This window comes from Acidovorax sp. Root402 (assembly GCF_001425125.1).
GTDB lineage: Bacteria > Pseudomonadota > Gammaproteobacteria > Burkholderiales > Burkholderiaceae_C > Acidovorax > Acidovorax delafieldii.
In genome coordinates this window covers 265,667-290,683 of record NZ_LMDQ01000001.1, presented here as the reverse complement: position 1 = coordinate 290,683, position 25,017 = coordinate 265,667, and the positions used below count along the sequence as shown (strand labels likewise).

The following is a 25,017-nucleotide window of genomic DNA, read 5'->3' as shown; positions in this document are numbered from 1 at the left end:
CCCGGCGCGGATACGTGCTGTGTGCGGCCCCCTCTGGCTGTGAGTTTCTTGGTTGTTGTGTATGGGGTTGTAGCCAGCCGCGGAATGTAGCAAAAGCTTGTATCTTTTCTGTAACCGTGTGGGGCCGGTGACACAGACGGACACAGGGGCCAGCACAGTGGGAGCATGGTGTGCATGTCATCCCTCCTGCTGCTGGCGCGGCATGCGGTACAGCCACACCACCCGCCCGCCGGGCGCACGCAGCTGGACGCTGGGTAGCCAGCCGGGCACCGCAAACTCCAGGCTGACCAGCCACGCGCCAGGCGCCAGCTCGGCCTGGGCCTTGGCGGCCGCGCGGGCCATGCTCTCGGGCCGCTGGAACAGGTACACCATCTGGTAGGCGCTCCAGTCGGCCTTCCACATGTCGGCACGCTGCACCCGCGCCCAGGGGCAGCGCAGGGCGCACAGCAGGCGCAGCGGCCAGCTCCACTCCAGCCCGTCGAGCTGGGCGGCAGGGTAGGCATGGCGCAAGGCCTTGAGGCCATCGCCCAGGCCACAGCCTGCGTCGAGCACCCGCGCACCCAAAGGCAGCGGGGCCTGCACGGCCAGAGACTGCAGCGCATGGCGCGGCGTGGGGAACAGGGGCGCATCGCGCCACGCATTGAGCGGATAGACCAGCAGCAACAGCGACAGCGGCACCAACCACGCCCAGGTGGGCAGGCTGGCCGCCCCCAGCAGCGCCAGCGACAACGGGAACCCTGCGGCAATCAGCCCGCGCCGCCACCAGCTGTCGCCCAGCACACTGGCAGCCGTGCCCAGCAGGCAGGCCACCAGCAAGGCGGCCACCGGGGGAACCGCGCGCTGCAGCGCCACAAAGATTAGCCACGCGCACGCCCACGCCGCCAGTGCGGGCAGGGGCCAGGGCATGCGCAGCGCGAGCATGGTTCTCCGTTCTCAGCGGCCAAAAATGCCGCGCAGCAGATTGACGGGGTTGACCACATTGCCCGCGTCCGTGCCGCCGTCGCCTGCTGGCGGCTGGCCTGCGGGCGCGCCGCCCATGCCGCTGGAATAAGCGCCTGTGCCGCCCGACGGTGCAGCGGGTGCTGCGCCCATGCCACCACGGCGCCCCTGCATCTCCTCGCCCAGCATGGCCATGGTGTGTGACTTCACCCGCACGCGCACCGACCATTCAGGCTCCCACGCAGCCTTGGGGTCGGCCGGGCGGGGTGGGTACACGATGTGGCTCTCGCCACCGTAGGCCATCATGCGCAACATGGGCGTGGCGTCACGCCCGCCGCCCGCAAAGATGCCTTGAGGAATGGCGCACTGCGTGGTCTCGGGCTGCAGCAGCACGCGCTCCTTGAGCCAGCGGTCGATGGTGGCGGGCGAGAGGTAGTCGAACAGGCCCATGCCCGTGTCTGGCGTTTCGGCGCTGGACCACATGATGAGGTCGTCCCCGCTTTGCGACATGGCATGCAGGTAGTAGGCGCGTGCATTGCGCACGGGCTGCCAGCTGGTGCCCATGCTGTCCTGCGGCTTGCCGGTGGTGCGCAGGTCGATGGCGGGCATCAGGTCTTGTGCTGCGCCCAGCGTGAATTTCATCGATGCAGGCACGCCGTCGCCGCGCACCTGGTGTTCGCCCACCAGCGAGCTGCCCGCCGACAGGCTCACCTGGTTGCGTTCGTTGGGGTACAGCGCATAGGCCGGGCCCACACGCGGCCCCCGGTCGGGAACGGTGCGGCCCGCAAAGGCCTGGGCGTAGTCGGTTGGCTTGGCGCGCGCCAGGTCGATCACACGCGGCTGGCCCGCGCGCACCGCGCTGCCGCAGCCCCAGTAGAGCAGGATGCGGCCCTTGGGCTGCTGTTGCTGGTATTCACGGGGCACTTCGCCCGGCTCGGTCTGCGTGGGCTGCGCGCGCGGCGGGATCAGCGGCAGGGATTCGCCCATGCGCATGCCGGGCGGGATGGCCTGGCTGGCTTCGACGCCGGGACGAAGCGTGTTGTGCAAGGCAATGTCGATGACACGCGGCGGCATGATGGACATGGCGCGGGCGTTGCCATAGGCCGTGTTGCCACCACCCGCCCTGCCCTGCGCGCCCCCGCCCATCCCCCCCATCAGGCCGCCGAGCATGCCGCCGCCACCGGGCAGGCTGTCCATCTCGGGCATGCCCGCCATGGTGCCGGTGGACAGGTCCATCCACAGCTGCACCTTGGGAGCCTTGGTGTTTTGGGCCTGGGCGCCCAGGCTGGCAATGCACAGGCCAGCGGCCAGGCAGGCGGGGGTCAGGTAGCGCAAAGGGGTTGTCATCAGGTCTGCTCCAGGAGATACATGGATCACCCGGCAAACCATCATGGGCCGCAAAGCAGCGTCGTCGCCGCCCTGTGAAGAGGCCTTGCGGTCAACCCGGGTGTGTTGAACGCAGCGCAGTGTAGGCCCCGCAAGGACGCATTTTGCCCCTGCAAGTTACTTGTGGAAACCGTTTGTGTGCGCTATTTCACGCCATCTTGCGCGGCAACAACGCCGCGCCCCGGAGCGATGAGAGGGTCAGCCGCGCAGGCGGTCGATCAGGCCGTTCAAAGCCTCCAGCGACCCGAACTGGATCGCCAGCTCGCCCATGTCCTCCACCCGGCCGTTGCGCTTGACGCGTTTCTTGACGCGCACTTCGACCTCGGCCATGAGCAGGTCCGACAGTTCTTCTTCCACACGCTTGAGGTCGCGCGACTTTTCCTTCTGGGGCTTTTGCGGCACCAGGCTGAACTCGGCGCCGATCTTTTTGACCAGGGCCTCGGCCTCGCGCACCGACAGCTTCTTGGCCGCGATCTGGTTACCCGCCGTGATCTGCGCGGCGCGGTCCAGCGACAGCAGTGCACGCGCATGGCCCATGTCAATGTCGCCCGCCATCAGCATGGTCTGCACAGGCTCGGCCAGATTCAACAGGCGCAGCAGGTTGCTGGCGGCGCTGCGCGAGCGGCCCACGGCCTGGGCAGCCAGCTCGTGCGTCAGGCCAAACTCCTTGACCAGGCGCTGCAGGCCCTGGGCTTCTTCCAGCGGGTTGAGGTCTTCGCGCTGGATGTTTTCGATGAGCGCCATGGCGGCGGCCGACTCGTCCGGTACATCGCGCACCAGCACCGGCACCTCAGCCAGGCCCGCCAGGCGGGAGGCCCGAAAGCGCCGCTCACCCGCAATGATTTCGTACAACGCACCCTCTGTGCTGAGGGCGCCCATCGCAGGGGAGGGCCCCTGCGATGCTCGTTCCTGCCGGCGCAGCCGAGCTTGTTCGTCGCTCAGGCGACGAACAAGAATCGGCTGCATGACGCCCTGGACCTTGATGGACTCGGCCAGCTCGTACAGCGCGCCCTCGTCCATGCGCGTGCGCGGCTGGTACACACCCGGCACCAGCTCGGAGAGCGGCAGGCTGCTGGGCAGGCCCGCTTCGGCGGCCTGGGCCTGCTCCACTTTGTCTTCGACCTTGGGGCCCAGCAGGGCTTCCAGGCCTCGGCCGAGGCCCTTGGGTTTTTTGGTGACCATGAAATGCGTCTCGCGAAAGGAAAAAGGGAAAGGGGGGAAGAATCAGCGGTCGATGATGACCAGCGTGCCGTGGCTGCCGGGCGCCACGGCGTGGGGCACGCCAGCGGGCACGATGAACACCTCGCCCGCGTTCACCTCGGTGACCTGCCCTTGCAGGGCGAGGCGCATGCAGCCGTCCAGCACCAACAGCGCTTCGTCAAAGTCGTGCGATTCGTCGGGATAGGCCGCGTCGTCCATGCGCAGCACCTTGACGTTGGCGCCCGCAGCCTGGCCCACCACCGTGGAGTTCCAGGCGCGGGGCAGTTGGTCGGCAATGGCGGGCAGGCTGATCTTGGTCATGGGTCGGCAACAAGGGTTCAAAACATCAACGCGCAGAGCGGCTCGCCACGCGACGCCGCTTGCGACTGCGCCACAGGCGCAGCCACACACCGAACCCGATGGCCAGCAGCACCAGGGCCAGCATGAACTGCCCCAGCGCGCCCACCACCACCGCCCCGCTGGGCAGCAGCCAGGCGAGCACCACTTGCAGCGCATCGAGCGGCCAGTAGAGCGCCACAGGACGCCGCGCCATCGTGGGTGATTGGCTCTGTGCAGCACCCGCCGTATCCGGGCGCTTGCGCCAAAAGGCCCAGCGGCTCATGCCGGGGTGGCGAGCTGCATCAGCCAGCCGCGCCCCTCGTCCCAGTCACCCAGCCCGGATTCGGCATTGATATGCCCGCGCTCGCCATAGTCCACAAACCGCGCACCCCAGGCCTGGGCCAGACCTTCGGCGCGCTCGAAGCTGCAGTACGGGTCGTTGCGGCTGCCCACCAGCACGGCCGGAAACGGCAGCGGCTGGCGCGCAATAGGCGCCCAGCCGTGGATCTGCGCAGCCAGGTCGGGCCGCTCCACATCGCCCGGCGCCACCAGCAGCGCGCCGCGCACCTTGGCCGCGTGGCGGGTGTGCGCCGCCCACCAGGCGGTGAGGATGCAACCGAGGCTGTGCGCCGCCAGCAGCACGGGGCCCTCGGCATCGGCCACAGTTTCTTCCAGGCGCGCAGACCAGTCGCCGCGCAGCGGGCGCATCCAGTCGTGCTGCTCCACGCGCTGGTAGCCGTGCGCGGCCTCCCAGCGGCTTTGCCAGTGGTCGGGGCCAGAGTTCTGCCAGCCAGGCAGCAGCAGGATGTTGGAGGCCTTCATTACTATCAAATTAATAGCTGCCACCGCATACTCTTCAAGCGCCTGCGGCCATTTTGGCCATGGAAGAGGCTGCAGCAGGCATGGTTTGCACGCGCTCGACCATCTCCTGCGCAAACTCCACAAAGGCCTGGCTGCCCTTGGCGGCCGGGTCAAACACCACGCCGGGCAGGCCATAGCTGGGCGCCTCGGCCAGGCGTACGTTGCGCGGAATCACGCTGTTGAACACCTTGTCGCCAAAGTGGCCCTTGAGCTGGTCGCTCACCTGCTGCTGCAGCGTGATGCGCGGGTCGAACATCACCCGCAGCAGGCCGATGATCTGCAGGTCGGCATTGAGGTTGGCGTGCACCTGCTTGATGGTGTTGACCAGGTCGGTCAGGCCTTCCAGCGCGAAGTATTCGCACTGCATGGGCACGATCACGCCGTGGGCACTGCACAGGCCGTTGAGGGTGAGCATCGACAACGACGGAGGGCAGTCGATCAGCACGAAGTCATAGTCACCATCGGCCTCGGCCAGCGCAGATTTGAGGCGCTTTTCGCGGTGCTCCAGCGCCACCAGCTCCACCTCGGCCCCGGCCAGTTCGCGGTTGGCGCCCAGCACCCAGTAGCCACATTTGTCCGACAGCACGGCCGCCTCTTTGACCGAGGCGGACTCAAGCAGCACGTCGTACACCGTGAGGTCGAGGCTGCGCTTGTCCACGCCCGAGCCCATGGTGGCGTTGCCCTGCGGGTCCAGGTCCACCATCAGCACGCGCTGGCCGATCTTGGCCAGGCCAGCGGCGAGGTTGACGGTGGTGGTGGTCTTGCCCACCCCACCCTTTTGATTGGCAACGCAAAAGATCTTGGCCATGTGGATGCTGCAGTTCGTGTGGTGTTATTTGGAGATGGCCAGCTTGATGCCAAAGCCGATCAGGAAGACGCCTGCCACTTTCTCCAGCACGCGGCCGATGCGCGGGTTGGCGCGCATGCGCTCAACCAGGTGGTGCGTGAGCAGCACGGCCGTCAGGCCATAGAGAAACGTCAACGCGGCCACCGTGGCCGCCATCACGCCAAAGGTCAGCATGCCCTGGTGCCGGGCCGGGTCCACGAACAGCGGAAAGAACGCCATGTAGAACACGATGGCCTTGGGGTTGAGCAAGGTGATCAGCCCGGCCTGCTTGAAATAGTGGCGCGGCTCGATGTTCAGGATGGGCTGGGAGCCCGGCTTGGCCGTGACCATCTTGAAACCCAGCCACGCCAGATAGGCGGCCCCCAGCCACTGCACCGCGCGGAAGGCGGTGGGGTAGGTGGCGAGCAACGCAGCCACCCCGGCCACTGCCGCCCACATCAGCACCTGGTCGCCCGCAATCACGCCCATGGTGGCCGCCATGCCGCCGCGAATACCGCCCTTGCTGGTGGAGGTGATGAGCGCCAGATTGCCAGGGCCCGGAATGAGCAGGAACAACACGATGGCGGCGACAAAGGCGCCGTAGTCTGCGATGCCGAACATGGTTTCTCCTGGTGCGCGGGGAGGGTGCGACCGAAAGATGCACCCGGGTGAGGAGCCGAGTTTACGCGAGCCCCCTGCTCCACCCGTCGAAAAGTCGGCGCACTGAGGACAGAGCCATCAGGCGGGCTTCATCCAAATGATGCAGCGCTCCGCGTCCAGACCCGGCACCGTGAGCTGTTCCACGTGAAACACCGCCACATCCGCAGGCAGGGCGGCGATTTCCTCATGGGGGTGTTTGCCCTTCATGGCCAGCCACGTGCCATGGGGCGCGGCCAGTGCGCTGCGCGACCAGGTCACAAAGTCTGGCAACGAGGCAAACGCGCGGCAGCTGATGATGTCGAACGGCGTGGTCAGCGTCTCGACCCGCGCGTGCACGCCATGCAGGTTGCGCAGCTTGAGCGCCACCGCCGCCTGCTGGATGAACGCCGCCTTCTTGCCCACGGTGTCCACGCAACTCACATCCACATCCGGGCAGCAGATGGCAAACACCACGCCAGGCAAGCCGCCACCCGACCCGACATCCAGCAGCTTCACCGCTGCCACCCCACCCTGCTGCAGGCCCGCCACATGCCGCCGCAGCGGCGCCACGGCGGCCAGGCTGTCCAGCAGGTGGTGCGTCATCATCTCCTGCGGGTCACGCACGGCGGTCAGGTTGTAGACCTTGTTCCACTTTTGCAGCAGCGCCAGGAAATCCATCAACAGGGAAACCTGCGCATCGCTCAGGCCCAGCGCCAGAGTGTCGACCCCGGCTTGTAATTGTTGGCGCAGGCTGTCGTGGTTGTTGTTCACCGCCATCGTCATGCCGCCACTTCGCCTTCTGCCTTGGATGGCATGGCGGGTGCCACGGCGAACTCCTTGAACCCACCCTTCTTCAGATGCACCATCAGCAGCGAGATCGACGCAGGCGTAATGCCCGTGATGCGCGAGGCATGGCCCAGGGTCTCGGGCCGGTGACGGGTGAGCACTTGGCGCGCCTCGATGCTCAGCGCGGTGACCTGCATGTAGTCCAGGTCGGGCGGCAGGCGCAGCTTCTCAAAGTGCGCAGCGCGCTCCACCTCGCCCTTCTGGCGGTCGATGTAGCCTGCGTACTTGGCGGCAATCTCCACCTGCTCCAGCACAGGGTCGCTCAAGTCGCCCAGGGTTTCACGTGAAACATCGGCGGATGCGTACTTGCCGCCATCCATGGACATCAGGTTGGCGTAGCCCACATCGGGGCGGCGCAGCAGCTCGAACAGGTTGTACTCGTGCTCGATGCTCTTGCCCAGCACCCGCTCAGATTCGGCGGCAGGCAGATTGCGTGGGTTCACCCAGGTGGCCTTCAAGCGCTCTGTTTCACGTGAAACCGCATCGCGCTTGCGGCTGAAGGCATCCCAGCGCGCATCGTCCACCAGGCCCATCTGGCGCCCCACTTCCGTCAGGCGCATGTCCGCATTGTCCTCGCGCAGCTGCAGGCGAAACTCGGCCCGGCTGGTGAACATGCGGTAGGGCTCGGTCACGCCCTTGGTAATCAGGTCGTCCACCAGCACGCCCAGGTAGGCCTCGTCGCGGCCGGGCAGCCAGGGCGCATCGCCCCGGCACTGCAACGCGGCGTTGATGCCGGCAAACAGGCCCTGGGCCGCCGCCTCTTCGTACCCGGTGGTGCCATTGATCTGCCCGGCGAAGAACAGGCCCTGGATCTGGCGGGTTTCAAAGCTGCTCTTGAGCGAGCGGGGGTCGAAGTAGTCGTATTCGATGGCGTAGCCGGGGCGCAGGATGTGCGCGTTCTCCAGCCCCGGCATGCTGCGCACCAGGTCGTACTGGATGTCGAACGGCAGGCTGGTGCTGATGCCGTTGGGGTAGAACTCGTGCGTGGTCAGGCCCTCGGGCTCCAGGAAGATCTGGTGGCTGTCCTTGTCCGCAAAGCGGTTGATCTTGTCTTCCACGCTCGGGCAGTATCGCGGGCCCACGCCCTCAATCTTGCCGGTGAACATGGGGCTGCGGTCGAAGCCGCTGCGGATGATCTCGTGCGTGCGCTCGTTGGTGTGGGTGATCCAGCAGGGCACCTGCTGGGGGTGCATTTGTGCATTGCCCATGAAGCTGAACACAGGCACCGTGCCCTCGTTCACGCCGCCGGGCATGCCGTCTCCGGGCTGTTCGGTGCACTTCGAGAAGTCGATGCTGCGCCCATCGATACGGGGCGGCGTGCCGGTCTTGAGGCGCCCTTGCGGCAGCTTCAGCTCCTTGAGGCGCGCCGACAGCGATACCGCCGGTGGGTCCCCTGCCCGGCCGGCTGCGTAGTTGTTCAGCCCCACATGGATCTTGCCGTCCAGGAAGGTGCCCGCCGTGAGCACCACGGTGCGGCTGCGGAAGCGGATGCCCACCTGCGTCACGGCGCCCACCACGCGGTCGCCTTCCACCATCAGGTCGTCCACCGCCTGCTGGAACAGCCACAGGTTGGGCTGGTTCTCCAGCATGCGGCGGATGGCGGCCTTGTACAGAATGCGGTCGGCCTGGGCGCGCGTGGCCCGCACGGCCGGGCCCTTGGAGCTGTTGAGGATGCGGAACTGGATGCCGCCCTCGTCCGTCGCCAGCGCCATGGCCCCGCCCAGCGCATCCACCTCTTTCACCAGGTGGCCCTTGCCGATGCCCCCAATGCTCGGGTTGCAGCTCATCTGCCCCAGGGTCTCGATGTTGTGGGTCAGCAGCAGCGTTTTGCTGCCCATACGGGCAGCGGCCAGCGCGGCCTCGGTGCCTGCATGGCCACCGCCGACAACGATCACATCAAATTCCTGGGGATACAACATGGGGACACTCCGGGGCCCGGCGGGCCCGATAATCAAAACACCCGGTGCACGCGGGCACCCTACAGAGGGCGCCGCACACCGGCCCTGCTGGTGGCGGGCGCACCCGGTGCCCCAGCAGGCAACCCGCGATTTTCCCACTTTGCGCAGGCCGTGTCTGTTTCCAGCCCCCTCACCCTCTTCCTGACCGAGTTGCTGGGCGCTCCGCCTCCGGCCGTGGAGACCTGGTGGGTACGCGCCGAACGGCGCTTGCTGGAGCGCGGCCAGCCCCTGCTGCGAGCCGGCGAACACTGGCGACACCTGTGGTGGGTGGAGCGCGGCGCGCTGCGGCTGTACTACCTGGACCGCGACGGGGCCGAGTCCAACAAGAACTTCTTTCTGGACGGCGCCCTGTGTTGGCCCATCACCCCCACATTGCGCCAGCAGCCGGTGATGTTTCACGTGGAACCATTGGAAGACAGCGTGGTGTGGGCGCTGCCCCTCCATCCCAGCGACCCACTGCCCGGCGCAGGCTGGGCACCGTGGACCGCCCTGGAGCACCGGGTACTCTGCGCGCTGCTCGACGGCAAGATGCAGCGCGAGCAGGAATTTCTGCAACTCAGCGCCCGCCAGCGCTACACCCGCTTGCTGGAGCAACACCCGCAATGGGCCGAGCGGATCGCCCTCAAGCACCTGGCGTCGTACCTCGGCGTGACCGACGTCTCGCTGTCGCGCCTGCGCAGCGAGATGGGGCTTATCAAAGGATAAGGCGGGGGGCGCGGGCCTTCGGCAGAGTGCGGGAATCGCTCCCACCAGTCCCGGCCATGACCCTCCACCCACACGCCCACAACACACCGCCCCTGCACCTCTCCCTCTTGCCCCACACCCTTGCCGTGTTGTGGCTGGGCCTCATGGCCGGGTTCTTCGGCACCTACAGCGCCAACGTCAACCTGGCCCTGCTGCAGATGGACGGCGCGACCTATGCCACGGTGCAGTCCGCCTTCAACCGCAACGTGCGGCACGCCCTGTTCTTTGTGCTGTTCTTTGGCCCACCCTTGTGGTGTGCGCTGACGATAGCCATGGCCTGGCGTGAACACCGCACGCTGTGGTGGCGCCTGCTGGCCCTGGTCGGCGCGGCCTACCTGCTGGGCATCGTGTTCTTCACCCAGCAGGTCAACCTGCCGCTCAACCACACCACCGAAGCCTGGAACCCCCAGGCCCTGCCCGCCGACTGGGCCAAAGTGCGCGACCAGTGGAATGCCGCCAACCTGTGGCGGGCCTGGCTCAGCCTGGGGTGTTTTGCAGCGGCGCTGGGGACGCTGGTGGGGCGCCAGGCCGGTCGCCGCATGCCGGGCTGACATGGGCAACGCTGGCCACCGTCATCCCCCGCACAGCACCAAGCCAAAAAAACCGCAACGCGCTCCCCGCTTGCAGGATTCCTGCCGCCCGCCTGTGATTCAATCGCAGGCACCATGCCCAACACCACCCCCTCCCTCCTCATCTTTGCCGGCAGCACACGCCAGCAATCCTTCAACCGCAAACTGGCCCATGCCACCGCCGCCATCGCGCGCGATGCGGGTGCCACAGTCACGCTGCTGGAGCTGTCCGAGTTCGACATCCCGCTGTACAACGCCGACCTCGAAGCCCAGGGCACGCCCGCCGATGTGATCCGTCTGAAGGAAATCCTGTGGCAGCACCCGGCCTGGGTGATCTGCTCGCCCGAATACAACGGCAGCTACACCGCCCTGCTCAAGAACACCATCGACTGGGCCTCCAGCCCCGTCAAAGGCAACCCCGACTGGCAGGACGGCGGCAAGAGCTTTCGCGGCAAGGTGGTGGGCATGCTCAGCGCGTCGCCCGGCGCCCTGGGCGGCCTGCGCTCGCAAAGCCACTTGGCGCCCCTGCTCATCAATGCCGAATGCTGGCTCGCGCCCAAGGCGTTTGCGCTGGGCTCGGCGGGCAGCGCATTTGACGACAGCGGCGCCCTCATCCAGCAAACCCACCGCGACCGCGTGCGCGCCGTGGTGGACCAGGTGCTGTGGGCATCCGCCCGGCTGAATGCTGCGGCCGCCACGGGCCAGTGAGCGCAAAAAACAAAGGCCAAAACAAGCCCTTGCGCGCGCCCCGTATGCCCTGACAGCTATACAAAAAAGAGCAACACACCCATGGACTGCCGCCCCGGCTGCGGCGCCTGCTGCACCGCCCCCTCCATCAGCTCGCCCATCCCGGGCATGCCCCAGGGCAAACCGGCGGGGGTGCGCTGCATCCAGCTGGGGGACGATGCGCGCTGCCGCATTTTTGGGCAGCACGAGCGCCCGGCGGTGTGCGGCGGGTTGATGCCATCCACTGAAATGTGCGGCGCCACCAACGAGCAAGCGCTGGTGTATCTGATGCGGCTGGAGCAGCTGACGCAGCCAGGAAGTGTAGGCGAACCGGTGGCATAGCCGGTCTTCTTCCTCTTCCCGCCTGACCAGGTGACTGCTACTTCATCGAGTGCAGACCTACCTTGTTGCCCTCGGTGTCCACAAAGTGGGCAAAGAAGCCAAAGTCATTACCAATCTCCGTCTTGGGCACCACCACCTGGCCACCGGCCTGCGCCACGCGCGCCAGCAGGGGGGCCAGGTCGTCTCCGCCGTTGAGGTACACCATCGTCCCGTTTTGCGAAGGCACACCACCCTCACCCTGCACAATGGCGCCGCCCACGGCCTCGGGGTCGGTGGATAACATGCCCATCATGGTCGGGCCCATGGCCATGGGCGCGATGGTGATGCCCAACACCGTTTCGTAGAAAGTCTTGGCGCGGGTGAAGTCGGTCACGGGGATCTCGAACCAGTTCAAGGCATGGGGCATAGGGCTCTCCTTGGGGTTGGGAAACCGAAAACCAGCACTGTGAACTTGTACGCTGACCAGCGCAATGGTGGCGCGTCACCCGGCGCCGTGGCATTTTGTAGTTTGTGCTTTTTGTATGCGACACCGGCCACCACCAGATTCGCAATCCCCAAGCCCAGAAAACCAAGCACTCCAGCACGCCAAAGGTTTGTGTGTGCAGCATTCAAAGCTTGAGTGTCGAAGCGAAGAACCCACAAATGAGCGTCAGGACGCTCAGCTTCCGGCTGGCTCAGCTGGGAACGGTCCGCCAGAAGTTGATCCTCCAGATTTGAAATCACCGCTGCAATGGGGTCTTTGATGAGCGGGATCTGCACAAAACAATAGGCGGCCAGGGAGAGCGCCAATAGTGCAAGGCTCAGAGATACGAGGAATAGGCGCATGGTGAAGCTACTGGTGACGGACAAGCGGAGGGTTCCACGCAGCGCGCTGAATCACCCTCCGGTAACCGTCCCCATCCTCAAACGTGCAGCCCTGCTGGCTCCAGTACGGATTGAACGATTCGACCTCCTTGAAGCCAGCGCCACGCATCGCCTGGCAACGTTCCGTCCACGCCTGATGATCTGGAGCATAGAAGACAAACAGATCTTCGGGCGTTGGCTGCGGCGTCACTGGGTGCCTGCGGCAGACGGTGAACTCGAAGTGGAAATCCGCCCAGCGAAACCCAAGCATGGCACCATCAAAGCCATCGTGGTCCGCAAAGCTTGCAAGCTCTTCCAGGCCAAGGCCCTGCTGGTACTGCGCGACAGCGTGATGCAGGTCGCGCACAGGGCGTGCGATTCTCAGGTGAATGCTCATAGCGCTTGGGGAAGGGTGTAGTGGGTCGCCGCCTCACTATAGCCACCGCCGCACGCAGGCCCGACCGAAATCGGCTGGACGGTCATGCCTATCCGTCGATCCGTTGCGCCTGTTGCTTTTCACGGCCTGGGCAACGCCCGATCCTCCCGGCACGCCTTCAGCGGCTTGGCCGTGGCCGAGGCGATGCGCAGCACCCGCTGCTCGCGGCGGTCCACCACCACCTTCATGCAGGCGCAGCCGTGGCCGTAGTGGCCGTTGGTCTTTGTCCATTGCGCGTCGGTGAACACGGGCCAGTCGCCCTCGGCGCTGGCGCCGCCCTGGGTGGCGATCACCCACTCGCCATCGCGGTCGGTCAGGGTGGCGTTGCCGGGGGTGGGGTTGTGGAACCAGCCGCAGCGGTTTTCCAGCGGGGCAGCGCGGCTGGTCGATGGCACAGCAGTGTTTTGGGCGCTGGCGGCCACGGCGCAGGCCAGCGACGCGGCGCCCAGCGCCAGGTGGCGGGCGTGGCGCCGCAGTGGGGTGGGGGCGGGTGGCATGGGTGGTCCTCTCTGGATTTGAAGAAAAATGGGCCCTTCGGCTCGTCCATCATGCCTTGATAGCTATCAAAACAGAAGCGCTTGATACTCTGGTGTCACACAGCGGCGGCCCCGCGCGTCTAAGCCCAGGCCCCGCCCGATCCGGTGCATTGGGCGCACACTCTACCTCCCCCGCTCCGCTGCCATGACGCTTTCTGCCCCCACCCCCGCCGACCCCTTCACCACCCTGCGCCCGCGCCTGTTCGGCATTGCCTACCGCATGCTGGGCGTGCGCGCCGATGCCGAGGATGTGCTGCAAGACGCCTGGCTGCGCTGGAGCCGCCAGGACCCCACCGCGCTGCAGTCGGCCGAGGCCTGGCTGGTGACGGTGGTCACGCGCCTGTCCATCGACCGGCTGCGCGCGCTCAAGGCCGAGCGTGAGGCCTATGTGGGCTGGTGGCTGCCCGAGCCGCTGGTGGAGCTGGACGCGCACACCCCCGAGTCGGCGGCGGAACTGGCGGGCGAGCTGTCGGTGGCGTTCATGTATGTGCTGGAGCGGCTGGGGCCGGAGGAGCGCGCGGCCTTTTTGCTGCGCCAGGTGTTCGACTACGACTACCCCGAGATCGCCGCCCAGCTGGGCAAGACCGAGGCCAGCTGCCGCCAGATGGTGCACCGCGCCAGCGAGCGCGTGCAGCAGGCGCGCACCCGCTTTGAGGTGCCGCAGGCGGTGCACCACCAGTTGCTGCAGCGCTTCATGAAAGCCGCCCAGAGTGGCGACCGCCATGCCATCCAGGCACTGTTGAGCGAAGACGCCCAGCTCATCGGCGATGGCGGTGGCATCGTGCCCTCGTTTCCCAAGCCGCTGGTGGGGCCGTTTCGCATCACCAACCTGTACTGGGCGGTGTTCCGGCGCCTGGGCGCGCAGGTGGTGTACCGCATGGCGCTCATCAACGGCGAGCCGGGCCTGCTGCGCTATGTGGACGCGCGCATAGAGTCGGCCCAGGCGTTTGTGACCGATGGCGAGCGCATCTTGGCCATCTACGCCGTGCGCAACCCGGACAAGCTGGCAGGCATCCCGGCCATGCTGCCGCTGTAAAGACACGGGCATGGCGCTGCTCGCGCGAACCGCTGCGCAGGCGGCCCCCGGCAAGCGCGCCTGGGGAGAAAAAACACACGCCTCCTGTCACAACCCGGCACGGCGCAGCGTCTTGATGGGTATGGAAGACGGCAATGCAGCCACATGGCGACATCGCCACAAGGCCCCGCACCAGCGCCGTCTTTCACCACCGTCATCAACAACCCTTTGCCATCACCCAGGAGATTTCCATGTCGCAACACAGCGCCCGCCTGCCCTACCACCAACTGTCGTCCAAGGCCTTCATGGGCCTGGTCAACGTCTCTGAAACCATCAAGAAAGGCCCGCTGGGCACCCGGCTGGCCGAGCTGGTGTTCCTGCGTGTTTCGCAGATCAACGGCTGCGCCTACTGCATGGACATGCACTGGAGCGCGCTCGTCAAGGACGGCGCCGATCCGCGCCACCTCAACGCTGTGGCTGGCTGGCGCGAGGCACCGTTCTTCAGCGAACGCGAACGCGCCGCCTTCCGCTGGGCAGAGATCATCACCGCCACACCCCACAGCGACGCGAGCGATGACGAATACGCCAAGCTGAAGGCCCTGTTCTCCGACGCCGAGATTTCCGACCTGGGCTTTGCCATCGCCATCATCAACGCCTGGAACCTGCTGAACGCGGGCATGCGCGCACCGATTCCACAGGCCGGCTGAGCGCTGGCCGATGAGGGGTACGGGCCGGTGAAGGGGACATCGGCCCGTAGGGCCCGCTGCGGGCGCCGTGCACCAGAAATTCGCGTCGAAATGGCCGATAGCGCTAGTGAGTCATGCCTCTTTTGCTATCAATAGTGAAGCACAAGGCACCCGACACATGGCTACGGGTGTAGCCTGCCTGACAGACCCAGCCACCGCCCCGCCCTACAGTGGTGTCTTCCCACCCACAACACCGGAGACACCCACCCATGCTCAACATCCCCTCGCTGCAAGGCAGCGTCAGCCCTGAAGAATGGCAGCTGCGCTGCGACCTGGCCGCGTGCTACCGGCTCGTCGCGCTGTACGGCTGGAGCGACCTGGTCTTCACCCACATCAGCGCCAAGCTGCCCGAGTCGGTGTCAGGCCCGGGCGAGCACCATTTCCTCATCAACCCCTACGGCCTCATGTTCGACGAGATCACGGCGTCGAGCCTGATCAAGGTGGACATGCTGTGCAACAAGCTGCACGACTCGCCCTTCCCCGTTAACCCTGCCGGCTTCGTGATCCACAGCGCCGTGCACGAGGCCCGGCCCGAGGCGGGCTGCGTGCTGCACACCCACACGCGCGCCGGCGTGGCCGTCAGCGCGCAAAAGGGCGGCGTGCTGCCCATCAGCCAGCAAAGCACGTTTGTGCTGGGCTCGCTGGCGTACCACGAGTACGAAGGCGTGGCCTTCCGCGACGAAGAAAAGCCGCGCCTGCAGGCCGACCTGGGCGAAGCCAACTTCCTCATGCTGCGCAACCACGGGCTGCTGACGGTGGGCAAGACCATTGCCGACGCCTTCCTGTCCATGTACACCTTCGAGAACACCTGCCGCATCCAGATCGACGCGCAGGCCGGGGGCGAACTGACGCAGGTAAACCCGCAGATCGTGACCGGCGTGGCCCAGGCCATGCGCGTGCAGACCGGCGGCCTGGGCGGCGCCTTTGCCTGGCCCGCGCTGCTGCGCAAGGTACAGCGCGACCTGCCCGGATACGACAGCTGACACGACCCATCCCCGCTGCACCACGCGGCGGGCGCCGGGGTTGCGCCCCGGCGCCTGCAAGAATCCGGCGCAGCGCATAGGATCGGCGGTTTCCGACCGTTTTCAAGGACCGATCCATGAAGCTTTACTACTCCCCCGGCGCCTGCTCCCTGTCCCCCCACATCGCCTTGCAAGAGGCCGGCCTGGCCTACACCCCCGTGCTGGCCAGCACCAAGAGCCACAAGCTGCAGGACGGCACCGACTACTACACCATCAATGCGCTGGGCTACGTGCCCGTGCTGGAGCTGGACAATGGCGAGCGCCTGCGCGAAGGCCCGGCCATCGTGCAATACATTGCCGATCAGGTGCCCGACAAGCAGCTCGCCCCCGCCAACGGCACCCTGGCGCGCTACCGCCTGCAAGAGTGGCTGACCTTCATCGGCACCGAGCTGCACAAGGGCTTCAGCCCCCTGTTCAACCCCGCCACCCCCGAGGAATACAAGCCCATGGTGCGCGAGCGCCTGCTGCAACGCCTGCAGTGGGTGGATGGCCAGCTCGCCGGCAAGCAGTACCTGATGGGCGACCAGTTCACCGTGGCCGACGGCTACCTGTTCACCGTGACCAACTGGACCCAGCCCACCAAGCTCGATATCTCCGGCCTGGCCAACCTGGCGGCCTACCGTGAACGCGTGGGTGCCCGCCCCGCAGTGCAAGCCGCGATGAAGGCCGAAGGCCTGCTGAAGTAGGGCCAGGGCTACAAGGGGCGCTGCCGCCACGCCACCAGCGCCCCCACCCACAACGCGCAGGCCGAGAACACCAGCCCGCGCGCCAGGCCTCCAGGCCCGTCGGCGATCCAGCCCACCACCGTGGGCCCCACGATCTGCCCGGCCGCAAACACGATGGTGAACGCGCTGATGCCACTGGCCCAGAGCGCCTGCGGCAGGTTGTGCCGCACCAGCGCCGTGGTCGATGCCACCACGGACAAAAACACCCCGCCAAACAGCAGCCCCGAGCCCAGCACCACCGGCCACGAGCCCGTGACGGCAGGCAGGATGGTGGCCACGCCCAGCAGCGCATTCAGGCGCGCCAGCGCCTCGCCACCCCGGCTGCGGTCCAGCAGCCCGGCCCAGATGCGCGACGACAGCACCACGGCCAGCCCCAGCAGGGCGTAGAACAGCGTCACCTCGCCCGCACCCCGGCCCTGCTCGCGCAGCAGCGCCACCACAAAGGTCATGTAGCCGATGTAGCCCACGCCAAACAGGCCGTAGCCGAGCAGCGCAGGGGCCAGCGCCCGCCAGCGCACGCGGTCGGGCACTGCAGCCGCCGGTGTGGTCCCGGATGCAGCCGCCACAGGTGCAGCCAGCCCGCTCAACACCCGCGCCGGCCACAGCAGCGCCAGCGTGGCTGCCAGGCAGGCCAACGCCAGCGCCCACCAGGCCCAGGTCCAGCCATGCGGCGCAGGCGCCACGCCCAGCACCGCAGGCACCAGCAGCGCCGACAGACTAATGCCCCAGCCCGTGCCGCCGTAGTACAGGCCCAGCAGCAAACCGCTGCGCCCCGGCACCTGCGCACCCAGCCGCGCCGCGAGCAAGCCCCCGGCGATGAACACCAGCGCACTGGCCCCACCGGCCAGCAGGCGCTGCGCCAACAAGGGCGTTGCCTGCGTGAAAAACCCGCTCAGGCCCATGAACACCGTGGCCATCACGGCGCCCACCAGCAGCACCGCCCCAGGGGCTGCGCGCCGCAACAGAAAGGGTGTGGCCAGAGCGCCCAGCAAGTAGCCCAGCGCGTTCGCCGTGTTCATGCCCCCTGCCAGCGTGTACGACCAGCCCAGGTCTTCGCGCATGGGCGGCAGCAACAGGGCATAGGCAAACCGCGTGATGCCCAGCGAGATGGCGGCGCCCATCGACAGGGCCACGGCAAGCCACAGGCTGCGCAACGGGGAGACAGGGAACGGTGCGGGGGGCGGTGGCAAGGGCATGGCCTTTCATTCTCATGCAACGGCCACGGTGCTGCAGACGTGACGGGCTTGAGCGACTCGGTTAACACAAAACCGGAGCCCTTGTAGACGCCAGTGTGCTGCACGTTTTGCGCTGCAGCATTAAGCTGCAAGGCTGCTTTGTTTGCACGTACCTCTACAGGACACCTTCAACATGACCTCTTTGTTTGAACCCACCCGCGCGGGCGACCTCCAGCTGGCCAACCGCATTGCCATGGCGCCGCTCACGCGCAACCGCTCGCCCGAGGCCATCCCCACCGACCTGGTCGCCACCTACTACGCGCAGCGCGCCAGTGCCGGTCTCATCATTTCCGAGGCCACAGCCATCAGCCCGCAAGCCCAGGGCTATGCCGATGTGCCCGGCCTGTACGGCACCGAGCAGCTGGACGGCTGGAAGAAGGTGACCCGCGCCGTGCACGATGCCGGCGGCAAGATCGTGGTGCAGCTGTGGCATGTGGGCCGTGTCTCGCACACCGACCTGCAGCCGGGCAACGCCGCACCCGTCGCACCCTCGGCCGTGCAGGCCAACACCAAGACCGTGCTCATCAAGGACGGCGTGCCCACCTTCACCCCCACCTCCATGCCCCGCGCACTCGACGCCGAAGAGATCCCCGGCATCGTGCAGGACTACCGCCACGCCGCGCGCAACGCCATTGCGTCGGGTTTTGACGGTGTGGAAATCCACGCGGCCAACGGCTACCTGATCGACCAGTTCCTCAAGACCGGTGCCAACCAGCGCACCGACGACTACGGCGGCAGCATTGCCAACCGCGCCCGCCTGCTGCTCGAAGTGACCCGCGCCATCGTCGAGGAAATCGGCGGCGGCCGCACCGGCATCCGCCTGTCGCCCGTCACCCCTGCCAACGACATCGTGGACGCCGACCCACAGCCCCTGTTCGACCACGTGGTGCGCCATCTGGGCCCGCTGGGCCTGGCCTACATCCACATCATCGAAGGCGCCACCGGTGGCCCGCGCGAGGTGGAAGGTCGCCCGTTTGACTACGCCGCCCTCAAGGCCGCCTACCGTGCGGCGGGTGGCAAGGGTGCATGGATGGTCAACAACGCCTACACCCGCGAGCTGGCCGATGCCGCCCTGGCCAACGGTGCCGACATCGTGGCCTTTGGCCGCCCCTTCATCGCCAACCCCGACCTGGTGGCGCGCCTGAAAGCCAACGCACCGCTCAACGAGGTGAACCGCGCCACGCTGTACGGCGGCGGGGCCGAGGGGTACACGGACTACCCGGCGCTCAGCGCCTGAGTCTGCACCGCGCCGGAACGGCCCCATGGGGCCGCACCGGTTGCAGCTGCCGCTGCGCGAGCCAGCGGTCGCCTGCCGCAGTCAGCACCAAACGGCGCAGTCGCTCAGGAGGGTGAGCCGAGCCCGATCGGACTGGGCGCCCGCATGACGATGCGGGTGAAGAGCCGGTCATAGGCCGCGTCGCGCGGCTTGCCCGGGGCCAGCGGGTTGGTGTTGCTGGCAAAGGCCGCGTCGATGGCGGTCCAGTCGCCCGGCTGCAGGGTCTCCTGCGCGGCGGGCAGCACCACGGTTTCTTCCAGGCGCATGTGCTCCAGATAAAAGCGGATGTAGCGCTCCAGCGCCAGCGCAAACGCCTCGCGGCGCGCGTCGCCCATCAGCTCCCAGCCCAGCAGCAGGTGCTGCAGTTCGCGCACGGCGGCCTCACCGCCCTCATGGTCACGCTCCAGCTGGGCGATGGCCTCGGCCGCCTGGGGCGAGCGCTCGGCCACCCTGGGGAACAGCCACTGCGACTCCTTGGGGTGGTGCTGGCGCTCGGGAAACTCGTCGATGTAGAACAGCATGGCCCGCATCACGTCAAAGAACGCGGCGGGCTCGTCGCCCGGGCCCTGGTCCAGCATCAGGCGCAGCGAGTGCAGCACCGCCGCGAGCGACGCATGCTCCTCGCGAATGGTTCGCAGACTGATCGACGGCATGGCGCACTCCCCAGGTTCAACAAGGCCCCAAGGGTGCCACGCGTGCACGGGTGCGCCCATGACGCAGGTCAATAAACCGCCGGGCAGCTCTGCCCACAAAAAAGCCCCGCAGACCAAGCCTGCGGGGCTCATCGGAAGAAAAGGCCTGGTGCGGTCAGTGCGTCAGGCGCGCCTGCGCGGCGCCTGTTGCCAGCGCCTGGGTTTGATGCCCTGCATACGGTGCGGCCACCGCACCGCCGTGGCCGTAGCCGGCTGCAGATTCGGCCAGGCGGAACTGCTGCACCACATGCGACAGGCGCGCGGCCTGCTCGCGCAACGACTCGGCGGCTGCGGCGGATTCCTCCACCAGCGCCGCGTTCTGCTGCGTCATGCGGTCGATCTCGCCCACCGAACTGTTCACCTGGCCGATGCCAGCCGACTGCTCGGACGCAGCCGCCGTGATCTCGCCAATGATGTCGCCCACGCGCTGCACGCTGCTCACGATGTCCTTCATGGCCGTGCCGGCTTCTTCCACATGGCGCACGCCGCCGTCCACGGCCGTCACGCTGCTCTGGATCAGGCCCTTGATGTCGCTGGCCGCCGCTGCGCTGCGCTGCGCCAGGCTGCGCACCTCGCTGGCCACCACGGCAAAGCCCCGGCCCTGCTCGCCTGCACGGGCAGCTTCCACCGCAGCGTTCAGCGCCAGGATGTTGGTCTGGAAGGCAATGGAGTCGATCAGGCCGATGATGTCGCCGATCTTGCGGCTCGATGTCGAAATCTCATGCATGCTGGCCACGGCCTGCTGCACCACGCCGCCACCGTGTGTGGCCATCTGCGAGGCCGACGCGGCCAGCTGGTTTGCCATCTGCGACGACGATGCCGTCTGCTGCACCGTGGACGTGAGCTGCGACAGCGAGGACACGGCCTCCTGCGCGTTGCTGGCCGTCTGCTCGGTGCGCTGCGACAGGTCCTGGTTGCCCGTGGCGATCTCCTGGCTGGCCGTGGCGATGTTGCCGCTGGCATCCCGCACCTGCGCCACCAGCGCACTCAGGCCCTGCTGCATGTCGCGCAGCGCGCGCTGCAAATCGGCCACTTCGTCCTTGCCCTCGGCAGCAATGTGCTGCGACAGGTCGCCGCCCGCAATCGCCTGGGCCATCTTGCGTGCGTCTTCCAGCGGCTTGCAAATGGAGTTCATGTTCATCAGCGTGGTGGGCACCACCACCACCACGGTGATCAGCACCGCCAGCACAAACAGCCACTTGGTCTGGTTGGACACTTCGCTTTGCTGCGCCACCGACTTGGCCACCTCCGCGCGCAGCACCGAGTCCAGCTCGGCCATCAGCTTGTCGGCCTCGGCAAACTCCGCCACGGCCTTGCCGCTCATGCGGTTGGCAATGGTGGCGGTGTCATAGCCACCCGCCTCCAGCTGGCGCGCCACGTGCGCAAACAACTCGCGGTAGCTGTCCAGGCGCTTGACGATGTTGCGCACCACCGGGTTGTCAGAGTCCTCCTCGCCTTCCAGGAACTTGTTGGCAATCTTTTTGGCCTTGTCCTGGCTCTCCACCCACTTGGCATACGCGGCCTTCACGGCTTCGGGCTTCTCGTAGCCAATGATCATGTCCTTCTCGAACTGGCGGATGGCACCCATCTCGCCCCGCAGTTCGGCCATGTAACCCACCTCGGCGAACGAGTGGTCCATGAAGTCCTGACTCATGTTGTGGATGCGGAACATGCCCAGCATGCCCGCGCCCCCCAGCAGCCCCAGCAGGCCCAGCACCACGCCAATGGCACCCAACATGCGCAAACGTATGGTGAACTGCCGCATGAGCGAGAAGAGATTCATGATCTGTCGTCCTTGATATAGCTATGCCAATGCGGTCGCCGCACCTCCCCCGAGGCGACGGATTCGCAACAAATCGTTGCAGTTTGCCAGACATCGATGACCGTGCTGTACGTATTTATCACATGCGCCACCGCTTGAGTAAGAGGGCATTCGCCATCACGCTGACCGAACTCAGCGCCATGGCCGCGCCCGCCACCACCGGGTTCAGGTAACCCAGCGCCGCCAGCGGAATGCCCGCCACGTTGTATGCAAACGCCCAAAACAGGTTCTGGCGGATCTTCATCACCGTGCGGTGCGAAATGTCCAGCGCCGCCGCCACCAGCATCGGGTCGCCGCGCATCAGCGTGATGCCCGCTGCATGCATGGCCACGTCCGTTCCGTTGCCCATGGCCATGCCCACATCAGCAGCAGCGAGCGCCGGGGCATCGTTAACGCCGTCGCCCACCATCGCAACATGGTGGTGCTTGCCGTCAGCGCCCTGTTGCAGCGCAGCCACCTTGGCCGCCTTGTCCCCCGGCAACACCTCGGCCATCACCTCGCCCGCGTCGGGGTCCAGCCCCAGGCGCCGGGCCATGGCCTCAGCCGCGCCGCGGTTGTCACCCGAAATCATCACGGTGCGGATGCCACGCGCCTTGAGCGCCGCCAAAGCTTCGCGCGCGCCCGGCTTGGGCTCGTCGCCAAAGGCCATCAATGCCCGCAGCGCCAACCCTTCCGTGACCCGCTGGGCCACGGCGGACACCGTGGCGCCTTCGCGCTGCAACGCCTCCGCGCGGTCTGACAACGGGCCCAGTGCCACCCCCAGCTCCTGCATCCAGCGCAGGCTGCCCACCAGGTAGCTCTGGCCGTCCACCTCGCCCTCGGTGCCGCGCCCGGGCACGGCGCGCACGTCCTGCGCGGTGACCACGTGGATCTGCCGCTCGCCCGCAGCCGCCACCACTGCGCGCGCCAGTGGGTGTTCGCTGCCACTTTGCACAGCGGCCACCGCCGCCATCACCGCGCTGTCATCCAGGCCGGGCACCACCTCAAACGCCGTGAGCCGGGGCTGGCCCACGGTCAGCGTGCCGGTCTTGTCAAAGGCCACCGTGTCCACCTTGTGGGCCAGCTCCAGCGCCTGCACGTCCTTGATCAGGATGCCGTGTTTGGCCGCCACGCCTGTGCCCGCCATGATGGCCGCGGGCGTCGCCAGCCCCAGCGCACAGGGGCAGGCAATCACCATCACGGCCACGGCGTGGATCAGCGCCGCCTCCAGCCCCGCGCCCATGGCCAGCCAGCCCGCCAGGGTCACCAGCGCCACCACCAGCACCACCGGCACAAAAATGGCCGACACCTGGTCCACCAGCCGCTGGATGGGCGCCTTGGCCGCCTGCGCGTCTTCCACCAGCCGGATGATCTGGGCCAACACCGTCTCGGCGCCCACGGCCGTCACCGCCATCACGATGCGGCCATCGCCATTGATCGATCCACCCGTCAGCGCCGCGCCCACATCGCGCGCCACCGGCAAGGGCTCACCGGTCAGCATGGATTCGTCCACCTGCGTGTGGCCCTCGTGCACCGTGCCATCGACGGGGATGCGCTCGCCAGGCCGCACCACCAATTGATCGCCCACCAGCACCTCAGACACCGGCACATCCACCTCGCCCTGCTTGGTCAGCAAATGCACCACATCGGGCCGCAGCGCATGCAGCGCACGGATGGCCGCCGTGGTCTGGCGCTTGGCGCGCGCCTCCAGCCACTTGCCCAGCAGCACCAGCGTGACCACCACGGCCGAAGCCTCGAAGTACAGGTGCGGCACATGCCCCGGGTGGTCTGAGGGCGCCGTGAGCCACAGCCACATCGACAGGCCCCAGCCCGCACTGGTGCCCAGCGCCACCAGCAAATCCATGTTGCCGCTGAGCGCCTTGGCCGCATGCCAGCCCGCCTTGTAAAACCGTGCCCCCAGGATGAACTGCACCGGCGTAGCCAGCACAAACTGCACCCAGGCCGGCAGCATCCAGTGCTGGCCGAACAGGTCACCGATCATGGGCAGCACCAGCGGCGCCGACAGCAGCAGGCCAATGCCCACAGGTAAAAAGCCGGCCCAGGGCGACAAGTCCTCCGGAGCATCCTCCTGCCCCGCCGCACGCGGCTCGTAGCCCGCATTGCGCACCGCGCGGCGCAGCACCGCCTCCATGGCCGCAGCATCAGCGCCCACCTGCGTGACAAAGGCAATGCGCGCAGACTCGGTCGCCAGATTGACCGAGGCCTCCTGCACGCCCGGCACCTTGCGCAGCGCGCGCTCCACACGGCCCACGCAGCTTGCGCAGGTCATGCCAGAAATGCCCAGGTCCAGCGAGTGCACAGACCCGGGCGCGGTGTTGAGGGGGGTGGTGATGGTGTTCATGGCCGGGATGCTGATCCTTGACGTGATGGCAAGGTCAAGCATTGATATTGATCAACCCTCACATCATGAGTGTCTTGAGCGGTGTTTGACTCTGCCACGATGTCAAGCTTCAACATTCGCTTCGGTCGCATCCACGGCCACATTTCCAAACCCAACAAGGACACCCCATGGCAACCACCACCACGACTTTCCAAGTGCAGGGCATGACCTGCGGCCACTGCGAACGCGCCGTCACCCAGGCCGTGCAGCAGATAGATCCCGACGCCCAGGTGCGCATCGACCGCGCCAGCGGCAAGGTGGACGTGGACAGCACCGCCCCCCGCGAGGCCCTGGCCGCCGCCATTGCCGAAGAAGGCTACACCGTCGCGGCCTGAGCGCCACGCCACCACGCACCCAGCGAGGGCCACACCATGACCACGCCCCATTCCCCAGATGCCGCGCCGACCACGCGCGCCAAGGCCGCAGCACCCCGCCCCATCGCCTGGCCTGTGCCCATCGGCGTCGCTGCCAAGCGCGCAGGCATCTCGGCGCGCATGGTGCGGCACTACGAATCGCTGGGCCTCATCAACGGCGTGACGCGCACCGACAGCGGCTACCGCCAGTACACCGAGGCCGACGTGCACGCCCTGCACTTCATCCGCCGCAGCCGCGACCTGGGCTTTTCGATGGAAGAAATCGCCGAACTGCTGGGCCTGTGGCACGACCGCAGCCGCGCCAGCAGCCAGGTCAAGCGCATCGCGCAGCAGCATATTGACGACCTGAGCGAACGCATCGCCCAGATGCAGGCCATGCAGCGCAGCCTGCAAACGCTGGTGTCCTGCTGCCAGGGCAACGACCGGCCGGACTGCCCCATCCTGGACGATCTGGCCTCCGGGCAGGCAGAACAACACGCCCCCCGGGCCTTGCGCAAAACACTACCAAATCAATAGCTGTTTGCGCATATTCCACTAGGG

General features: G+C 67.0%; 29 protein-coding genes. 11 read left to right on the top strand and 18 right to left on the bottom strand.

Going from position 1 to position 25,017, the window contains the following annotated elements:
• Positions 1-177: 177 nt before the first annotated feature.
• The 10 genes from ASC83_RS01355 to mnmG form a co-directional block, all read right to left on the bottom strand.
• Positions 178-921: a class I SAM-dependent methyltransferase gene (locus ASC83_RS01355; RefSeq protein WP_056056984.1), complete on the bottom strand. Its 744-nt coding sequence runs from the start codon at positions 919-921 to the stop codon at positions 178-180.
• A 12-nt stretch (positions 922-933) separates the two neighbouring features.
• Positions 934-2,286, bottom strand: a complete 1,353-nt coding sequence (locus tag ASC83_RS01350; protein WP_056056982.1) for a hypothetical protein — start codon at positions 2,284-2,286, stop codon at positions 934-936.
• Positions 2,287-2,523: 237 nt separating this feature from the next.
• Positions 2,524-3,507, bottom strand: coding sequence for a ParB/RepB/Spo0J family partition protein (locus tag ASC83_RS01345; protein WP_056056980.1), 984 nt, complete (start codon positions 3,505-3,507; stop codon positions 2,524-2,526).
• Between the two features lie 42 nt (positions 3,508-3,549).
• Positions 3,550-3,846, bottom strand: a complete 297-nt coding sequence (locus tag ASC83_RS01340; RefSeq protein ID WP_056056978.1) for a cupin domain-containing protein — start codon at positions 3,844-3,846, stop codon at positions 3,550-3,552.
• 25 nt (positions 3,847-3,871) lie between these two features.
• On the bottom strand, positions 3,872-4,078 hold the full coding sequence (locus ASC83_RS01335) for a hypothetical protein (protein WP_235509282.1): 207 nt from the start codon (positions 4,076-4,078) through the stop codon (positions 3,872-3,874).
• A gap of 65 nt (positions 4,079-4,143) precedes the next feature.
• The gene (locus ASC83_RS01330) at positions 4,144-4,686 is read right to left on the bottom strand and encodes an alpha/beta hydrolase (RefSeq protein ID WP_056056975.1); all 543 of its coding nucleotides are present in this window, start codon (positions 4,684-4,686) and stop codon (positions 4,144-4,146) included.
• A 34-nt stretch (positions 4,687-4,720) separates the two neighbouring features.
• Positions 4,721-5,533, bottom strand: coding sequence for a ParA family protein (locus tag ASC83_RS01325; RefSeq protein WP_056056973.1), 813 nt, complete (start codon positions 5,531-5,533; stop codon positions 4,721-4,723).
• A 24-nt stretch (positions 5,534-5,557) separates the two neighbouring features.
• On the bottom strand, positions 5,558-6,172 hold the full coding sequence (locus ASC83_RS01320) for a LysE family transporter (RefSeq protein ID WP_056056971.1): 615 nt from the start codon (positions 6,170-6,172) through the stop codon (positions 5,558-5,560).
• 117 nt (positions 6,173-6,289) lie between these two features.
• A complete protein-coding gene (gene rsmG / locus ASC83_RS01315; protein ID WP_056056970.1) occupies positions 6,290-6,967 on the bottom strand; it encodes a 16S rRNA (guanine(527)-N(7))-methyltransferase RsmG in 678 nt (225 codons plus the stop codon).
• 2 nt (positions 6,968-6,969) lie between these two features.
• On the bottom strand, positions 6,970-8,955 hold the full coding sequence (mnmG, locus tag ASC83_RS01310) for a tRNA uridine-5-carboxymethylaminomethyl(34) synthesis enzyme MnmG (protein WP_056056968.1): 1,986 nt from the start codon (positions 8,953-8,955) through the stop codon (positions 6,970-6,972).
• A 150-nt stretch (positions 8,956-9,105) separates the two neighbouring features.
• Between mnmG and ASC83_RS01305 the strand changes: the two genes are divergently transcribed.
• From ASC83_RS01305 to ASC83_RS01290, 4 genes are all read left to right on the top strand, one after another.
• A complete protein-coding gene (locus ASC83_RS01305; protein ID WP_233250812.1) occupies positions 9,106-9,699 on the top strand; it encodes a Crp/Fnr family transcriptional regulator in 594 nt (197 codons plus the stop codon).
• 56 nt (positions 9,700-9,755) lie between these two features.
• A complete protein-coding gene (locus ASC83_RS01300; protein ID WP_056056964.1) occupies positions 9,756-10,289 on the top strand; it encodes a DUF1772 domain-containing protein in 534 nt (177 codons plus the stop codon).
• 114 nt (positions 10,290-10,403) lie between these two features.
• Positions 10,404-11,015, top strand: coding sequence for an NADPH-dependent FMN reductase (locus tag ASC83_RS01295; RefSeq protein WP_056056962.1), 612 nt, complete (start codon positions 10,404-10,406; stop codon positions 11,013-11,015).
• Between the two features lie 81 nt (positions 11,016-11,096).
• Positions 11,097-11,375, top strand: a complete 279-nt coding sequence (locus tag ASC83_RS01290) for a YkgJ family cysteine cluster protein (protein ID WP_056056959.1) — start codon at positions 11,097-11,099, stop codon at positions 11,373-11,375.
• 37 nt (positions 11,376-11,412) lie between these two features.
• Here the strand turns inward: ASC83_RS01290 and ASC83_RS01285 are convergent, their stop codons facing one another.
• From ASC83_RS01285 to ASC83_RS01275, 4 genes are all read right to left on the bottom strand, one after another.
• The gene (locus tag ASC83_RS01285; protein WP_056056957.1) at positions 11,413-11,781 is read right to left on the bottom strand and encodes a VOC family protein; all 369 of its coding nucleotides are present in this window, start codon (positions 11,779-11,781) and stop codon (positions 11,413-11,415) included.
• Complete coding sequence (locus tag ASC83_RS23755; RefSeq protein WP_156379389.1) at positions 11,766-12,224, bottom strand: hypothetical protein; 459 nt, start codon at positions 12,222-12,224, stop codon at positions 11,766-11,768. Before ASC83_RS23755 ends, ASC83_RS01285 begins: the two co-directional genes overlap by 16 nt.
• Complete coding sequence (locus ASC83_RS01280) at positions 12,208-12,615, bottom strand: VOC family protein (protein ID WP_056056955.1); 408 nt, start codon at positions 12,613-12,615, stop codon at positions 12,208-12,210. The genes ASC83_RS23755 and ASC83_RS01280 overlap by 17 nt, the downstream gene beginning before the upstream one ends.
• 119 nt (positions 12,616-12,734) lie before the next feature.
• On the bottom strand, positions 12,735-13,151 hold the full coding sequence (locus tag ASC83_RS01275) for a DUF4087 domain-containing protein (RefSeq protein ID WP_082522284.1): 417 nt from the start codon (positions 13,149-13,151) through the stop codon (positions 12,735-12,737).
• A 184-nt stretch (positions 13,152-13,335) separates the two neighbouring features.
• Here ASC83_RS01275 and ASC83_RS01270 point away from each other — a divergent pair, with 184 nt between their 5' ends.
• The 4 genes from ASC83_RS01270 to gstA all read left to right on the top strand — a co-directional run bounded on the left by ASC83_RS01270 (position 13,336) and on the right by gstA (position 16,659).
• Complete coding sequence (locus ASC83_RS01270; protein ID WP_056056954.1) at positions 13,336-14,226, top strand: RNA polymerase sigma-70 factor; 891 nt, start codon at positions 13,336-13,338, stop codon at positions 14,224-14,226.
• Positions 14,227-14,456: 230 nt separating this feature from the next.
• Positions 14,457-14,912, top strand: coding sequence for a carboxymuconolactone decarboxylase family protein (locus ASC83_RS01265; RefSeq protein WP_056057668.1), 456 nt, complete (start codon positions 14,457-14,459; stop codon positions 14,910-14,912).
• 248 nt (positions 14,913-15,160) lie between these two features.
• A complete protein-coding gene (locus ASC83_RS01260) occupies positions 15,161-15,934 on the top strand; it encodes a class II aldolase/adducin family protein (RefSeq protein ID WP_056056952.1) in 774 nt (257 codons plus the stop codon).
• Between the two features lie 116 nt (positions 15,935-16,050).
• Positions 16,051-16,659, top strand: coding sequence for a glutathione transferase GstA (gene gstA / locus ASC83_RS01255; protein WP_056056950.1), 609 nt, complete (start codon positions 16,051-16,053; stop codon positions 16,657-16,659).
• Between the two features lie 8 nt (positions 16,660-16,667).
• Here gstA and ASC83_RS01250 read toward each other — a convergent pair whose 3' ends face one another.
• Entirely contained in the window at positions 16,668-17,894 is a 1,227-nt protein-coding gene (locus tag ASC83_RS01250; protein WP_056056948.1) for a YbfB/YjiJ family MFS transporter, read from the bottom strand.
• A gap of 172 nt (positions 17,895-18,066) precedes the next feature.
• Between ASC83_RS01250 and ASC83_RS01245 the strand changes: the two genes are divergently transcribed.
• Positions 18,067-19,170 (top strand): alkene reductase, encoded by a 1,104-nt coding sequence (locus ASC83_RS01245; protein ID WP_056056946.1) that lies wholly within the window; start codon positions 18,067-18,069, stop codon positions 19,168-19,170.
• Positions 19,171-19,274: 104 nt separating this feature from the next.
• On the opposite strand, the gene ASC83_RS01240 is transcribed toward ASC83_RS01245, so the two are convergent.
• From ASC83_RS01240 to ASC83_RS01230, 3 genes are all read right to left on the bottom strand, one after another.
• A complete protein-coding gene (locus ASC83_RS01240; RefSeq protein ID WP_056056944.1) occupies positions 19,275-19,862 on the bottom strand; it encodes a hemerythrin domain-containing protein in 588 nt (195 codons plus the stop codon).
• A gap of 154 nt (positions 19,863-20,016) precedes the next feature.
• The gene (locus ASC83_RS01235) at positions 20,017-21,684 is read right to left on the bottom strand and encodes a methyl-accepting chemotaxis protein (RefSeq protein ID WP_056056943.1); all 1,668 of its coding nucleotides are present in this window, start codon (positions 21,682-21,684) and stop codon (positions 20,017-20,019) included.
• Between the two features lie 118 nt (positions 21,685-21,802).
• Positions 21,803-24,064, bottom strand: a complete 2,262-nt coding sequence (locus ASC83_RS01230) for a cation-translocating P-type ATPase (protein WP_056056941.1) — start codon at positions 24,062-24,064, stop codon at positions 21,803-21,805.
• A 167-nt stretch (positions 24,065-24,231) separates the two neighbouring features.
• Between ASC83_RS01230 and ASC83_RS01225 the strand changes: the two genes are divergently transcribed.
• Together ASC83_RS01225 and cueR are read left to right on the top strand one after the other, a co-directional pair.
• Positions 24,232-24,438 carry a heavy-metal-associated domain-containing protein gene (locus tag ASC83_RS01225; RefSeq protein ID WP_056056939.1) on the top strand — a complete coding sequence of 69 codons (207 nt, stop codon included), beginning with the start codon at positions 24,232-24,234 and terminating at the stop codon, positions 24,436-24,438.
• Positions 24,439-24,474: 36 nt separating this feature from the next.
• Positions 24,475-24,993, top strand: coding sequence for a Cu(I)-responsive transcriptional regulator (cueR, locus tag ASC83_RS01220; protein WP_056056937.1), 519 nt, complete (start codon positions 24,475-24,477; stop codon positions 24,991-24,993).
• Positions 24,994-25,017: the final 24 nt, after the last annotated feature.

What these genes read in the sequence shown, in the direction of transcription:
- ASC83_RS01230 (WP_056056941.1), bottom strand. Translation starts at nt 24,064, where the DNA reads ATGAACACCATCACCACCCCCCTCAACACCGCGCCCGGGTCTGTGCAC.
- ASC83_RS01320 (WP_056056971.1), bottom strand. Translation starts at nt 6,172, where the DNA reads ATGTTCGGCATCGCAGACTACGGCGCCTTTGTCGCCGCCATCGTGTTG.
- ASC83_RS01295 (WP_056056962.1), top strand. Translation starts at nt 10,404, where the DNA reads ATGCCCAACACCACCCCCTCCCTCCTCATCTTTGCCGGCAGCACACGC.
- ASC83_RS01285 (WP_056056957.1), bottom strand. Translation starts at nt 11,781, where the DNA reads ATGCCCCATGCCTTGAACTGGTTCGAGATCCCCGTGACCGACTTCACC.
- ASC83_RS01340 (WP_056056978.1), bottom strand. Translation starts at nt 3,846, where the DNA reads ATGACCAAGATCAGCCTGCCCGCCATTGCCGACCAACTGCCCCGCGCC.
- ASC83_RS01280 (WP_056056955.1), bottom strand. Translation starts at nt 12,615, where the DNA reads ATGAGCATTCACCTGAGAATCGCACGCCCTGTGCGCGACCTGCATCAC.
- mnmG (WP_056056968.1), bottom strand. Translation starts at nt 8,955, where the DNA reads ATGTTGTATCCCCAGGAATTTGATGTGATCGTTGTCGGCGGTGGCCAT.
- ASC83_RS01350 (WP_056056982.1), bottom strand. Translation starts at nt 2,286, where the DNA reads ATGACAACCCCTTTGCGCTACCTGACCCCCGCCTGCCTGGCCGCTGGC.
- ASC83_RS01290 (WP_056056959.1), top strand. Translation starts at nt 11,097, where the DNA reads ATGGACTGCCGCCCCGGCTGCGGCGCCTGCTGCACCGCCCCCTCCATC.
- ASC83_RS01245 (WP_056056946.1), top strand. Translation starts at nt 18,067, where the DNA reads ATGACCTCTTTGTTTGAACCCACCCGCGCGGGCGACCTCCAGCTGGCC.
- ASC83_RS01270 (WP_056056954.1), top strand. Translation starts at nt 13,336, where the DNA reads ATGACGCTTTCTGCCCCCACCCCCGCCGACCCCTTCACCACCCTGCGC.
- ASC83_RS01275 (WP_082522284.1), bottom strand. Translation starts at nt 13,151, where the DNA reads ATGCCACCCGCCCCCACCCCACTGCGGCGCCACGCCCGCCACCTGGCG.
- rsmG (WP_056056970.1), bottom strand. Translation starts at nt 6,967, where the DNA reads ATGGCGGTGAACAACAACCACGACAGCCTGCGCCAACAATTACAAGCC.
- ASC83_RS01260 (WP_056056952.1), top strand. Translation starts at nt 15,161, where the DNA reads ATGCTCAACATCCCCTCGCTGCAAGGCAGCGTCAGCCCTGAAGAATGG.
- ASC83_RS01335 (WP_235509282.1), bottom strand. Translation starts at nt 4,078, where the DNA reads ATGGCGCGGCGTCCTGTGGCGCTCTACTGGCCGCTCGATGCGCTGCAA.
- ASC83_RS01355 (WP_056056984.1), bottom strand. Translation starts at nt 921, where the DNA reads ATGCTCGCGCTGCGCATGCCCTGGCCCCTGCCCGCACTGGCGGCGTGG.
- ASC83_RS01235 (WP_056056943.1), bottom strand. Translation starts at nt 21,684, where the DNA reads ATGAATCTCTTCTCGCTCATGCGGCAGTTCACCATACGTTTGCGCATG.
- ASC83_RS01225 (WP_056056939.1), top strand. Translation starts at nt 24,232, where the DNA reads ATGGCAACCACCACCACGACTTTCCAAGTGCAGGGCATGACCTGCGGC.
- ASC83_RS01250 (WP_056056948.1), bottom strand. Translation starts at nt 17,894, where the DNA reads ATGCCCTTGCCACCGCCCCCCGCACCGTTCCCTGTCTCCCCGTTGCGC.
- ASC83_RS01330 (WP_056056975.1), bottom strand. Translation starts at nt 4,686, where the DNA reads ATGAAGGCCTCCAACATCCTGCTGCTGCCTGGCTGGCAGAACTCTGGC.
- ASC83_RS01345 (WP_056056980.1), bottom strand. Translation starts at nt 3,507, where the DNA reads ATGGTCACCAAAAAACCCAAGGGCCTCGGCCGAGGCCTGGAAGCCCTG.
- ASC83_RS01240 (WP_056056944.1), bottom strand. Translation starts at nt 19,862, where the DNA reads ATGCCGTCGATCAGTCTGCGAACCATTCGCGAGGAGCATGCGTCGCTC.
- ASC83_RS01265 (WP_056057668.1), top strand. Translation starts at nt 14,457, where the DNA reads ATGTCGCAACACAGCGCCCGCCTGCCCTACCACCAACTGTCGTCCAAG.
- gstA (WP_056056950.1), top strand. Translation starts at nt 16,051, where the DNA reads ATGAAGCTTTACTACTCCCCCGGCGCCTGCTCCCTGTCCCCCCACATC.
- ASC83_RS01300 (WP_056056964.1), top strand. Translation starts at nt 9,756, where the DNA reads ATGACCCTCCACCCACACGCCCACAACACACCGCCCCTGCACCTCTCC.
- ASC83_RS01325 (WP_056056973.1), bottom strand. Translation starts at nt 5,533, where the DNA reads ATGGCCAAGATCTTTTGCGTTGCCAATCAAAAGGGTGGGGTGGGCAAG.
- cueR (WP_056056937.1), top strand. Translation starts at nt 24,475, where the DNA reads ATGACCACGCCCCATTCCCCAGATGCCGCGCCGACCACGCGCGCCAAG.